The sequence below is a fragment of the Kitasatospora sp. NPDC058048 genome (assembly GCF_042885555.1).
Classification (GTDB): Bacteria; Actinomycetota; Actinomycetes; order Streptomycetales; family Streptomycetaceae; genus Kitasatospora; species Kitasatospora lactacystinica.
Genome location: NZ_JBHVRT010000050.1, coordinates 31388 through 43130 on the forward strand (window position 1 = coordinate 31388; position 11743 = coordinate 43130).

The 11743-nt window shown below is 71.6% G+C and carries 10 protein-coding genes; 4 read left to right on the top strand and 6 right to left on the bottom strand.

What is annotated here, in order from left to right:
• Positions 1-3 precede the first annotated feature (3 nt).
• Positions 4-366: a YciI family protein gene (locus ACFVVA_RS36345; RefSeq protein WP_387694977.1), complete on the bottom strand. Its 363-nt coding sequence runs from the start codon at positions 364-366 to the stop codon at positions 4-6.
• Between the two features lie 210 nt (positions 367-576).
• Here ACFVVA_RS36345 and ACFVVA_RS36350 point away from each other — a divergent pair, with 210 nt between their 5' ends.
• Both ACFVVA_RS36350 and ACFVVA_RS36355 read left to right on the top strand, forming a co-directional pair.
• Positions 577-2163 (top strand): MFS transporter, encoded by a 1587-nt coding sequence (locus ACFVVA_RS36350; protein ID WP_387694978.1) that lies wholly within the window; start codon positions 577-579, stop codon positions 2161-2163.
• 154 nt (positions 2164-2317) lie between these two features.
• Entirely contained in the window at positions 2318-2962 is a 645-nt protein-coding gene (locus ACFVVA_RS36355; RefSeq protein WP_387694979.1) for a dihydrofolate reductase family protein, read from the top strand.
• 75 nt (positions 2963-3037) lie between these two features.
• Here the strand turns inward: ACFVVA_RS36355 and ACFVVA_RS36360 are convergent, their stop codons facing one another.
• The 4 genes from ACFVVA_RS36360 to ACFVVA_RS36375 all read right to left on the bottom strand — a co-directional run bounded on the left by ACFVVA_RS36360 (position 3038) and on the right by ACFVVA_RS36375 (position 7529).
• Positions 3038-3406, bottom strand: a complete 369-nt coding sequence (locus ACFVVA_RS36360) for a YciI family protein (RefSeq protein WP_380551084.1) — start codon at positions 3404-3406, stop codon at positions 3038-3040.
• A gap of 127 nt (positions 3407-3533) precedes the next feature.
• Entirely contained in the window at positions 3534-4904 is a 1371-nt protein-coding gene (locus tag ACFVVA_RS36365; protein ID WP_387694980.1) for an FAD-dependent oxidoreductase, read from the bottom strand.
• Positions 4905-4943: 39 nt separating this feature from the next.
• The gene (locus ACFVVA_RS36370; protein ID WP_387694981.1) at positions 4944-5750 is read right to left on the bottom strand and encodes a TIGR03084 family metal-binding protein; all 807 of its coding nucleotides are present in this window, start codon (positions 5748-5750) and stop codon (positions 4944-4946) included.
• Between the two features lie 291 nt (positions 5751-6041).
• Complete coding sequence (locus ACFVVA_RS36375) at positions 6042-7529, bottom strand: MFS transporter (RefSeq protein WP_387694982.1); 1488 nt, start codon at positions 7527-7529, stop codon at positions 6042-6044.
• A 208-nt stretch (positions 7530-7737) separates the two neighbouring features.
• Here ACFVVA_RS36375 and ACFVVA_RS36380 point away from each other — a divergent pair, with 208 nt between their 5' ends.
• On the top strand, positions 7738-8412 hold the full coding sequence (locus tag ACFVVA_RS36380; RefSeq protein ID WP_387694983.1) for a TetR/AcrR family transcriptional regulator: 675 nt from the start codon (positions 7738-7740) through the stop codon (positions 8410-8412).
• A gap of 476 nt (positions 8413-8888) precedes the next feature.
• Complete coding sequence (locus tag ACFVVA_RS36385) at positions 8889-9614, top strand: helix-turn-helix transcriptional regulator (RefSeq protein ID WP_387694999.1); 726 nt, start codon at positions 8889-8891, stop codon at positions 9612-9614.
• Positions 9615-9789: 175 nt separating this feature from the next.
• Here the strand turns inward: ACFVVA_RS36385 and ACFVVA_RS36390 are convergent, their stop codons facing one another.
• Positions 9790-11166 (bottom strand): MFS transporter, encoded by a 1377-nt coding sequence (locus ACFVVA_RS36390; protein WP_387694984.1) that lies wholly within the window; start codon positions 11164-11166, stop codon positions 9790-9792.
• Positions 11167-11743: the final 577 nt, after the last annotated feature.

Below are 11743 nucleotides of genomic sequence, written 5' to 3' on the forward strand. Positions count from 1 at the left end.
GGCTCAGCTCTCCGTATCGGCTTCGAAGACGACCTGACGGACCTCGATGCCGGTGTAGCGGGCGTCGGGGATCAGGCCGGCCAGTTCGATCGCGCGTTCCTTGGACGCACAGTCGACCAGGTAGTAGCCGGCCAGGAACTCCTTGGCGGCCAGGTAGGGGCCGTCGGTGACGGCCGGGCGGCCTTCGCGGACCCGGACCGTGGCGCTGCCGGACGGATCGGCGAGGGCCTGGGTCATCACCATCTCACCGGAGTCGAGGATCTTCTGCTCGAACGTGGCGTGTCCGGAGAAGACCTCGTTGCGTTCCCGCTCCGACAGGCCGTCCCAGACGACCGGGTTCATGTGGATCAACAGCATGTACTTCATCTCATCATTCCTTGGTCCCTCGCGCGGCGGGTCGATCTCTGCACCTGAGACGTCGCCGCGGGCGGCCCGCACTCGACATCCAAGCCGAGATCGCGTCCCTCCGCCCGAGTTTCCGCCGGAGATGTCGAGACCGTACCGGCTGGTCCGACGTACCGGGTGTGACGGCACCCGCGGACGCCGAGTGCCCCGAAAATCCGGAAGGACCCCGTGATGAGTGACACCACATCCCCCGGCGAGCCCGCGCCCCGGGCCGGACGGCGGGAATGGATCGGGCTGGCCGTCCTCGCCATGCCCGCCCTGCTGGTCTCGATCGACGTCTTCGTGATGCTGCTGGCCCTGCCCAGCCTGTCGGACTCCCTCCACGCCAGCGGCGTGCAACAGCTGTGGATCACCGACATCTACCCGTTCATGCTCGCCGGCCTGCTCGTCACCATGGGGTCGCTCGGCGACCGCATCGGACGGCGCCGGCTCCTGCTGATCGGCGCCGGCGCGTTCGGCCTCGCCTCCATCGCCTCCGCGTACGCCGTCAACCCCACCATGCTGATCGCGGCGCGCGCCCTGCTCGGCATCGCCGGCGCCACCCTCGCGCCCGGCACGCTCTCGCTGATCACCACCATGTTCCAGGACCCCAAGCAGCGCGGTGCCGCCTTCGGCATCTGGGGCGCGTGCTTCTCGGCCGGCGCCGTCATCGGCCCGATCATCGGCGGCGTCCTGCTCGCCCACTTCTGGTGGGGCTCGGCCTTCCTGATCGGCGTCCCGCCGATGGTGCTGCTGCTCGTACTGGGCCCGGTGTTCCTGCCCGAGTTCCGCAACCCCGACGCCGGACGCCTGGACCTGATCAGCGTGCTGGAGTCCATGGCGGCCGTCCTCCTCGCCATCTGGGGGCTCAAGGAGATCGCCAGGGACGGCTGGCAGGCGCTGCCGATCGCGGCCGTGCTGGTCGGCATCGGCTTCGGCATCCTCTTCGCCCACCGCCAGCGCCGGCTGCCGAACCCGCTGCTCGACCTGAGCCTGTTCGGCCACCGCACCTTCTCGGCGGCACTGGTCAGCCTGTTCCTCGGCACCTTGCTCACCGGCGCGGTGATGTTCTTCGTCACCCAGACGCTGCAGCTGATGTACGGCCGTGACCCGCTCCACGCGGGTCTGTGGATGCTGCCGGCGATCATCGCCAACACGATCGGCTTCACCCTCTCCCCCAAGCTCGGTCAGCGCTACCGCCCCGCGTACCTCATCGGCGGCGGGCTGCTCCTCGCGACGGTCGGCATGCTGGTGATGACCAGGGCGGAGCCCGGATCGAGCCCGGCCGTCCTGATCACCGGCTTCGCCATCGTCTTCCTCGGCTCCGGCCCGATGGTCACCCTCGGCATGGGCCTGGTCATGGGCTCCGTGCCGATGGAGAAGGCCGGCTCCGCGGCCGCGCTCAACGAGACGAGCGGCCAGCTCGGCTTCGCCGTCGGCATCGCCGCCCTCGGCAGCATCGGCGCCGCCGTCTACCGCGGCGCGCTCAGCCTGCCCGACGGCCTGCCGGCCGACGCGGTCACGGCGGCCAAGGACTCCCTCGCCGGCGCGCAGGAGGCCGCCGGATCCCTGTCCGGCCAACTCGCCGACGCCCTCCTCACCCCCGCCCGGGCCGCCTTCGCGGACGAACTCCACACGGTGGTCACCATCTCCGGCACCCTGCTGGTCGCCACCGCCGTCCTGGTCGTCGCCCTGCTCCGGCACATGCCGCCCACGGGCCAGCAGGGGGCCGGCGCCGCCCCCGAGCCCAGCGAGGACTCCGTCCCCGCGGCCGGCTGACCGCGCCCGGCCCGCCCGCCCGCCCGGTCCGCGCGGGGCGGTCACCCGGACGGCCCACGATGCCCGTGCCCCCGACTCCACGACGGTCGTTGGGGGCACGGGCATCCGGCTGTACGGGTGGCCCGCAGCACCCACGAGGAAAGGTGTGGAGGGCATGACGCAACTGGTGACGGTGCAGTGCTTCAACGTGTCACGGGACGGGTTCGGCACCGGTGAGGGGCAGTCCCTCGAACGGCCCTTCGGCCACGCGGACCCGGCCGCCCTCTTCTCCTGGGCCGGTGCCACCGCGAGTTGGGTGAACCGCACCGACCCCGGCGGCACCCGCGGCCTGGACGACTACCTGACCCGCGACCACGCCCGCCCGCCCGGCGCGGTCATCATGGGACGCAACAAGTTCGGCCCCCAGCGCGGGCCCTGGCAGAACCACGAGTGGACGGGCTGGTGGGGGGCCGAGCCGCCGTTCCACGCGCCGGTCTTCGTGCTCACCCACCACGCGCGCCCGTCCTTCACCCTGGCCGACACCACCTTCCACTTCATCGAGGCGAAGCCGGCCGAGGCCCTGGACCAGGCGAGGGAGGCTGCCGGGGGTGGGGACGTGCGCATCACCGGCGGTGTCAGCACCGTCCGCGAGTTCCTCGACGCCGACCTGATCGACCGGATGCACTTCGCCGTCGCGCCCGTCGACCTCGGCCGGGGGGAACGGCTCTGGAGGAGCCACACCGACCTGCTCGACCGCTTCCACCTCGACACGGTGCCCAGCCCGAGCGGGGTCACCCACCTGCTGTTCTGGAGGCGGTGAGCACCGGCCGTCCCGGGGAAGGAACGAGGCCGGCGCGGGACCCGAAGGTCCCGCGCCGGCCTCGTCGACAGCCGGTCAGGCGGCCAGGCCGTCACTGAACACGATCGGCCGGACCTCGATGCCGAGGCCCTCCACCGCGGCGTCCGGGATCATCGCGGCGATCTCGTGCGCACGCTCCTGGTCCTTGACCTCGATGATGTAGACACCACCCACGTACTCCTTGGCCTCGGCGTACGGGCCGTCCGTCACCGCGGGAACGCCGCCACGGACGCGCACCACGGAGCTCTGCTCGGTGCCGGCCAGCGCCAGGGTCCCGACGAACTCGCCGGTCTCCTTGATCTTCTCCATGAACCCGCCGTGGCCCTGGAAGACGGCGTTGCGCTCCTCCTCCGACAGTGCGTCCAGGACCTCGGCGTTCGGGTACATCATGATCAGGTACTTCATGGTTCCGCTCCCTGCGACGTGAGGCGCTCGCTGCGCCCCCTCCACTTCTTGGTCGGCGCCGACGCGCCGTTCTCGACATGGTCGCGAAAAACCTTTTCCCGACCCAATCGGATCGCCGACGTCCGCTTCACGGTGCCGGTACGCCGAAGGCGGAGGGCGGCACCGGGCGACGGGCGGCGCGCAGGACCCGCAGCAGGGTGCGGGGGCGCATCAGGGACTGCGGGGAGGCCACGAGTCCGGCGATCCGCACCAGCGCGTCGGTCACCCGGGGGTCGTGCACCGCCGCCCGCTGCGCCAGCGCGGCGTACCGGTTGACCAGGGCGGTCTGGAGGTTCCGCTTGCCCTTGACGCCCCGGTAGCCCAGGTCGGTCACCGCGGCGAACGACCACGGGGAGCGGATCTCGCGGGCGATGTCCCGGAAGTACGCCTGGGGCCTGGGCAGCCGCCGCCCGGCGGTGTGCCGGCGCAGCACCAGCGCCTGCAGGGCGGCCGAGGTCATGCCCTGGGCGTAGGCGGGGTTGAAGCTGCAGATCGCGTCGCCCATCACCAGCAGTCCGGCCGGAAAGCGCTCCAGCCGGTGGAAGTCCCGGCGGACGCTGGCCGGAAAACGGAAGCGCAGCGGTTCGTCCAGGGGTTCGGCGTCGCGGATCGCCTCGTAGATCTCGGGGACGGGCAGCGACCGGACGAAGGCGTGGAACCCTTCCGGGTCGGTGGGCGGGTGGTCGCCCAGGAGCCCGGTCACCGACAGCTCCACCTGGTTGTCGTCGCCGGGCACCCGGTAGAAGAACGCTCCGCGCGGGTGCGAGGGCGTGGCGGCCGGGATGATGGCGATGTCACTGTCGAACGGGTCCTTCTCCAGGCGGTAGTGGCGGGTGGTGTACGCCAGGTCGATCTCGATCCGCTCCTCCGGCGGCGCCTGGTACCCGAGGTCGGCCAGCCACCGCGGGGTCCGCGAGCCGCGGCCGGTGGTGTCGACGACCAGGTGCGCGGAGAGCGTCTGTTCCTCGGCCCCGGGGGTGCGTGCCTGCACCCTGACCCCGGTGACCCGGTGTCCGGAGGCGTCCGTCACCGGGGCGACGATGTCGTGCTCCTCCAGGAACGACACCTCCGGCAGCGCCCGCACCCGCTCGCGCAGGTGGTACTCGAGCACCGGCCGGGTGGCGGGCACGGACGGCAGGCCGGTGCGGGCGGGGCTCAGCCGCAGCCCGTTGAAGTACCACTGGATGTCGTTGCTGAAGTCCCCGGGCCGCACCCCTGCGGCGATCAACTCGTCGGTGAGGCCCGGGAACAGCGACTCCATGATCTGGTGGCCGCGGGCGACCAGCCCGTGGGCGTGGTTGCCGTGCGGGACGCCGCGGCGCGGGCCGCGGACCCCGAGGATCTTGTCGCGTTCGACGATCACGACCCTCGGGTAGGACTCGGAGAGCACCCTGGCCGCCAGCAGGCCCGCAATGCTTCCGCCGAGAACCACGGCACATTCGTCGGTACGGGTGGCCATGAAGGTCCCCTCTCTCGGTTGACCGGACGGGTGGGGCGGTCAGTTCCCGGACGGCCGGAACTGGCCGGGGGTGCGGCCGTCCCCGGCCGGGCCGCGGTAGGCCTGGGCGAGGTCGAGCCAGACGTCGGCGTCCTCGCCCTCGGCCGTCAGGGCGAGGTCGTCGCGGTGCCGGCGCCGGGTCACCAGCAGGCAGAAGTCGGCGGCGGGGCCGCTGACGCGCTGCTCCGCGTCGGCGGGGCCGAACTCCCAGCGGGCTCCCGACGGGGCGGTGATCTCGAAGCGGAACTCGGTGTCGGGCGCCGTGAGCCCACGCGCCTGGTAGCCGAAGTCCCAGGTGCGGACCGCGAATTCGACCAGGTAGCGGAGCCGGTCGGTGTACTCGCGCTGCACTCCGAAGGTGTCGGCGATGTCCTGGCCGTGGCCGAAGAGCTCCATCATCCCGGCGGCGGCCAGCACGGGCGCGGGCAGCGGGCGGACCAGCCACGGCACCGGCCGGCCGGCCGGGACGGCCGCGAGGGCCTGCTCGGCGGTCCGGCGCTCGGCGTTCCAGCGCTCCAGCAGGAGCTTCGGCGTGCCGGACGCCAGGTAGGGCTTGAGGGACTGCTGCACCGCACCGTCGAAGTCCTGCCCGACGCCCGCGACCATCGCCTTGAACGCCTCGGGGTCGCCCGCGGCCGTTCCGGCCAGCTTGAAGGTGGCCGCGAGGTGGGCGATCTGGTGGGCGACGGTCCAGCCGGGCGCCGGCGTGGGCCGCGTCCAGTCGGCGTCCGCCAGGTTCGCCACCAGGGCTTCGACGGCGTCGCCGTCCGCCGCCAGTGCGGCTATCACGTCCTGCGAGTCGGCCATGCCTGTTCCTTCCGTCGGGGGGATCCGGGATGCCGACGCCTTCTCAACGCGCGCTGTGGGGCGTCGGATCGGGGGCCAGCCCAGTATCGGCCGGGCGGAGATCGGCGGGCTTCTCTGCTCGTGCTGTGCGCCCGGCCCGCTCTCCGCGGCGCTCCCGTGCCCCCGTGCGTCCGGCCCCGCGACGGAGCACGGCAGGCCGGCCGGCCGACGGGTTCGTCGGTCGGCCGGCCTGCCGTGCTCACGCTCGGTCGGTCGGTTCGGTCGGTTCGGTCGGTCAGGCGGACGGTCGGTTCAGTCGGTCACCGGCTCCAGGCCGACCAGGGCGAGCCGGTGCCGGCGGCTGATGTACCAGGCGGCCGCGCCGCACAGCAGGGCGAGGACGGAGACCGCCGTCAGGACGGCGGAGGGCGAGGACACCAGGCTCGCCAGCAGCAGCGGCCCCATCAGGCCGCCCAGCCGGTTGAACAGGGAGACCCATCCGGTGGTCCGGCCGCGCCGTTCCGGCTCCGCCAGGTCGGCCGCGATCGGGAGGAAGATCGCGGCCATCGAGTTCACCGAGAACAGGGCCGCCACCAGCGCGCCCGCGGCGATCCAGCCCACCTCGGCCACCGCGCCGCTGGCCGTGAGCGCCAGCAGCAGCACCGCGGTGACGGTGGCCAGGCCCGCCGCCATGGAGGTCGGGCCGAAGCGGCGGTAGCCCAGCATCAGCAGCAGGGCGCACGGGATCATCACGACCGCCGCGACGGTGAGCATCAGGTTCGCGGTGTGCACCGGAACGCCGCCGATCCGGGCCAGGCTCGGCACCCAGGTGGTGAGGCCGAAGGTGAGCAGTCCGATGAGGGTGGCGAAGGCGCGCTGCAGGCCGTTGGTGAGGGCCCGTGAGGACCTGGGCAGGTGCTGGACCACCGGTGCGCCCGCGGCCGCCGGGGCGGGGGCCGAGGTGCGGTTGGGGACGAAGGGGGTGAGGAGGGCCAGCGCGGCACCGGTGGGGGCGCCGATCAGCCACAGGATCCGCCAGCCGAACACCGGTTCCAGCCACAGCGCCGAGCCGGCGGCGACCAGGTAGCCGACCGCGGTGGCGACGACGGAGAGCGCCACCACCACCGATCCGCGGACCTTTCCGCCGGCGGTCTCGGTGAGCAGGGTGATCAGCAGCGGGGCGAGGCCGCCGACCGCCACGCCCATCAGGCCGCACATCAGCAGGTTTCCCTCGAAGGTGGGCATGGAGCCGCACATGCTGGTGGCGGTGAACCCGAGGGTGGCGATCAGGTAGGAGCTGCGGCGGCCGATCCGGTCGGTGAGCACGCCGAACAGCAGCGCCCCGGTCGCCGTCCCGGTCAGTCCGCAGACCGCCAGCAGGGAGGCCGAGCGGGGATCGAGCCCGTACTCGGCCCGCATGCCGGGGATGACGAAGCCCAGCGTGGAGGTCTTGCTGATGTCGATGGTGAGGGCGGCCGTACCGATGAGGAGGATCAGCAGCCGGCCGCGACGCCCGGTCCCGGAGTCGGACTCGGCGGATTTCGGCCGTCCGCGCAGGGCGGCGCCGGCCACCACGAGCAGCAGTCCGGCGAGGGCGGTGAACATCTCCGGCATCTCCGACAGGGCCATGCCGTGCAGCTTCCGCCCGCTGTCGGCCGGCATGTGGGCCATGGGCATCGCGGGGTCCATGGCGAAGGAGTGGTGGAAGGCCACTGCCGAGGAGACCAGCACGATCAGGCTGCCCAGGGAGAGGAGCACTGTGGCGCCGGTGGTCCGGCCTGGGGATGTGGTGGTGGACAAGAGCGACCTCCGTCGAGCGCTGGTGTGGTGGTCGCGCGACCGGGCGTCGACATTTCCCCTCCGGCCGTCGGCCGCCCCTGGAATGTCGCGCTGAGTGACTGGAAAGCTATGCCCGGCGCCGTGCGGGCCGCTTCTCGCATTGTGCGGGGATCGAAGGGTTGTGGGCGCGAACGTCCCTGGCATAAGGGCGTTTTGCTTGACTGAGGGAATGAGTCCGCGACGCACGGATCCCGCTGCCCGTCCGGCACTGGTGGACATCGCCGCCCGGTTGCTGGCGGAGGAAGGGCCGCAGGCGCTGTCCGCCCGCCGAATCGCGAGCGAGATCGGCACCTCCACCATGGCCCTCTACACCCACTTCAACGGAATGCGCGGGCTGGTGCGCGCCATGGTTCACGAAGGGTTCACCCGGCTCCAGTACTACTTCACCCTGGTGGAGTTCAGCGACGACCCGGTGAGCGACCTGGCGTTGCTGGGTCGTGCGTACCGGTGCAATGCGCTGGCCAACCCCCACCTGTACGCGGTGATGTTCGGGGGCTCCTCGCTGGCCGGGTTCTCGCTGGGCGAGGAGGACCGGCAATACGGCCGTTACACTCTGGCCGGCGTGGCCGAGTGCGCCGCCCGCTGCATCGAGGTGGGCCGGTTCCGCGCGGAGGACGCCGAGTTGGTGGCGCATCAGATGTGGTCCGCGGTTCACGGTCTGGTCGTCCTGGAGCTCGGTGAGTACCTGACCGAGCCCTGTGACGCCGACCGCCTGCTGGAGGCGCAGCTGGTGGGGCTGATGGTCGCGGCCGGCGACACCCTGGAGGCCGCCGTCGCCTCGGTGGCGGCCTCCGTGGAGCGGCTGTGGGAGGAGGTGGACGTGGCGGCGACCGACTCGGACTGAGGGCGGAACCGCCGCAGGTCCGCGGCGGGTTTCCGTACGGTCCCGCTCCGACGCCGGGCCGGCGCCCGACCGGCACAGCCGTCACAGGAGTTCTCCTGAATCACATCCGCCCCGTCCGCAACATTCCGGATCCCCCCTCCGATGCATCTCGCCAATTGCTTCAATAGTTCAAACACATACCGGCCGGTATTCCACCACTCGACTTTGCCAAATAAACGCTCGAGGAAGTCGTTGAACTTGTCATGTCCGCCTGCTACGGTCATCAGTCGTTATCACGGTGCCACGGTGTGTCACCGTCAGTTAACGGAAGGGAGCAGGCAAACCTCGCGCGCTCCGGTACCCAGAGGCCGCCCCCCTCGGCCGCGTTCCAGGACGCAATACCGGAGTGGAGTTTCCGTCGTCCACCGGTACTGCGAGAACCTGGAGTCATTGTGAAACCCGCAATCGAAGAAGCCGTGGCCCGAGCCATCGAGGTCATGCACGAGAACATCAGCGAAATACTGACCATAGACGATATGGCGCAAGCAGCCGTCTACAGCAAATTCCACTTCTCCCGGGAATTCCAGCGGGTGACCGGTGTCTCCCCGCGACGCTTCCTGTCCGCCATTCGCATCGAAGCCGCCAAACGTCTGCTCATCGAGACGGACCTCAGCGTGACCGAGATCAGCCACCGCGTCGGCTACAGCAGCGTCGGCACCTTCAGCTCGCGGTTCGCCAGCAGCGTCGGCACGTCGCCCACGATGTTCCGCCAGTTACGCGGCTTCACCACCAGCATCGAACTCGAAAGACGGCACTGGACCCGGCCGACGGATCTCGCCACCGTCCGCGGCGAGATCCGCGCCCCCGTCGCCGACGACCTCGGCCGCGTCTTCGTCGGACTCTTCCGCACCCGCATCCCGGAGGGCCGGCCGGCCGCCTGCACGGTCCTCCCCCGCCCCGGCGCCTTCCACCTCGAACACGTCCCACCCGGGACCTGGTACCTCCTCGCCCACTCCGTCCCCGCCTCCTTCGACGAGGTCCTCACCGGCGAGGTCTCCGTCGGCTCCGTCGGCCCCGTCGAGATCAGGGCGAACGTCCCGCCGAAGCCGCTCGAACTGCGTCTGCGCCCCGTGCACGCCCTCGACCCGCCCGTCCTGCTCGCGCTGCTGGACGTCCGGGCGGCGGCCCTCACCGGGAACGCCAGGCTCCCCGAGGCCGGTTGAGCCGGCCCCGGGGAGCGGGCCGCACGGCCCGGGGCGGGGGCTCCGGGCCACGGGGGAGTACGGCCGGCACGGGGAACGACGGCCGGCGCGGGAGGGGACCGGCGCGGGGCGGGCCCCTCGGGCATGACGAAGGGGCGGCGGCCGGCTCACGCCGGCCACCGCCCCTGGAGGAGGCTCAGGCCCGTCGCCGCACGGCGATGACCGCCGCACCCACCACGCACGCCACCGCGGCGGTGACGTAGGCGAGGTGGTACCCGGCGAGCTGGTCCGTGCTGGTCCCCGCGACCAGGACCATCACCGCCACACCCGCGCTGGCGCCGATCTGCTGCGTCACGACGTTCACCGCGCCGGCGACGGCGTGCTGCCGCTCCGGGACGCCGGAGAGGCCGGCGGATGTCATCGAGGGGAAGTTCAGCCCCTGGCCGATGCCGCTGACCACCAGACCGGGCATCACGTGCAGCACGTAGTTCCCGTCCTGCGGCGTGCCCAGCCACAGCCCGGTGCCCACGCCGATCAGGACGAGGCCGACGGCCATCAGCGTCCGCGGGGAGTACGTGGCCAGCAGCCGGCCGGTGGCGAAGTTGGCGGTGAGGAACACCGCCAGGGACATCGGCACCAGGGCGATGCCGGACTCGAAGGGCGAGTAGTGCAGCATCCCCTGCAGGTACAGGGGCGCGAAGAACAGCATCCCGACCGAGCCCATGTACTGGAGGAACGCGGCCAGGCTCGCCTCCCGCACCGAGCCGATCCGGAAGAGGGCGAGCGGGAGCACCGGGTCGGCGGTGCGGTGCTCGCGCACCACGAACAGCACCAGGGAGAGCACCGCGGCGCCGAGCACGATCCACGCCGTGGCGCCGCTGCTGCTCACGCCGACGACGAGCAGGGTGAGGCCGAGCGTGCCCGTGATCGCTCCGGGCAGGTCCAGCCGGCCGCGGTGCCCGACTCCGTCGGGCAGTCCGATGCGCGTCGCGCCCAGCACACCGAGACCCACCAGCACCGAGAACCACAGCACCGAACGCCAGCCGAAGAACTCGGTCAGGACGCCGCCCAGCAGCACCCCGCCGCTGAAGCTCGCGGCGCCGACGGCCGCGTACACCCCGAAGGCCCGGTTGCGCGCCGGACCGGCCGGGAACGTGTCGGTGAGCAGGGCCAGCGCGGCCGGTCCCGACAGGGCGGCGCCGATGCCCTGGACCGCTCTCGCGCCCAGCAGCGTCACGGTGTTGGGGGCCACCGCCCCGACCAGCGCGGAGACGGTGAACAGGGCGACGCCGGCCTCGAACACCCGCCGCCGCCCGATCACGTCGGCCAGTCGGCCGCCCACCAGCAGGAAGCCGGCGAACGTGACGGCGTAGGCGGTCATCACCCACTGGAGGGTGCTCTCGTCCAGGTGGAAGCGCTCCCCCACCGAGGGCAGCGCCGCGTTGAGCACTCCGAGGCCGCTCACGTCCAGGGCCAGCGCCCCGGCCAGGACGCCGAGCGCGAGTCCCGGACGGCGGACCGGTGAGGCCGCGGCGCCGGTGGTGTCGCCGGTGGTGTCAGTGGTGTCGGTCATGCGGGCCTGCCGTGGAAGTCGCGGCCGGCGAGTGCCCGCCCGAGGTGGTCGCCGCGTCCGGGTAAGGGGCTGTTGGCATCGACTGACGCCCTATCAAATTTGTCAACTGCCATGCGGACAGCTTGCATTGGTCGATCGTCCGCTGTCCACTCCACCCCGCGCCCGCAGATGGAACTGAACGGTACCGTCCGAGGAGATCGAATCGGACACTTTGGCGATCAAATCTCGCCAGCGCTTCAACCGGCCCGCAAAGTGCGCAATCCTGGAGTCGCTGGACTCTCCGCGCTCAAGGGCGGACGAAAGAAAGCGGCACTGCGAAATCCCGGCAGCGAGATTGCACGACAGATCCACCGGCAGGGCCGCACGGGGGCGGCGAGAATTCCACAGTGAGCCGCTGAATCGCGACCACCCGCGTCACCTCGAAGTTTGCCGTCGTCACCATGCACGGCCGCACCGCACGGCCGGAGCTTCGGGCAGCCCTTCCCCCCTCCCAACGCGAGGAGCGGTGTTGCCCGATCGCACGTCCATGCATGTCATGTACAGGTCGGATCCAGCATTCGTAGTCGAACTGCCTTGA

Bases quoted from the DNA above. Each gene is read 5' to 3' on its own strand.
- ACFVVA_RS36380 (WP_387694983.1), top strand. From the start codon at position 7,738: ATGAGTCCGCGACGCACGGATCCCGCTGCCCGTCCGGCACTGGTGGAC.
- ACFVVA_RS36350 (WP_387694978.1), top strand. From the start codon at position 577: ATGAGTGACACCACATCCCCCGGCGAGCCCGCGCCCCGGGCCGGACGG.
- ACFVVA_RS36370 (WP_387694981.1), bottom strand. From the start codon at position 5,750: ATGGCCGACTCGCAGGACGTGATAGCCGCACTGGCGGCGGACGGCGAC.
- ACFVVA_RS36345 (WP_387694977.1), bottom strand. From the start codon at position 366: ATGAAGTACATGCTGTTGATCCACATGAACCCGGTCGTCTGGGACGGC.
- ACFVVA_RS36385 (WP_387694999.1), top strand. From the start codon at position 8,889: ATGCACGAGAACATCAGCGAAATACTGACCATAGACGATATGGCGCAA.
- ACFVVA_RS36365 (WP_387694980.1), bottom strand. From the start codon at position 4,904: ATGGCCACCCGTACCGACGAATGTGCCGTGGTTCTCGGCGGAAGCATT.
- ACFVVA_RS36390 (WP_387694984.1), bottom strand. From the start codon at position 11,166: ATGACCGACACCACTGACACCACCGGCGACACCACCGGCGCCGCGGCC.
- ACFVVA_RS36355 (WP_387694979.1), top strand. From the start codon at position 2,318: ATGACGCAACTGGTGACGGTGCAGTGCTTCAACGTGTCACGGGACGGG.
- ACFVVA_RS36360 (WP_380551084.1), bottom strand. From the start codon at position 3,406: ATGAAGTACCTGATCATGATGTACCCGAACGCCGAGGTCCTGGACGCA.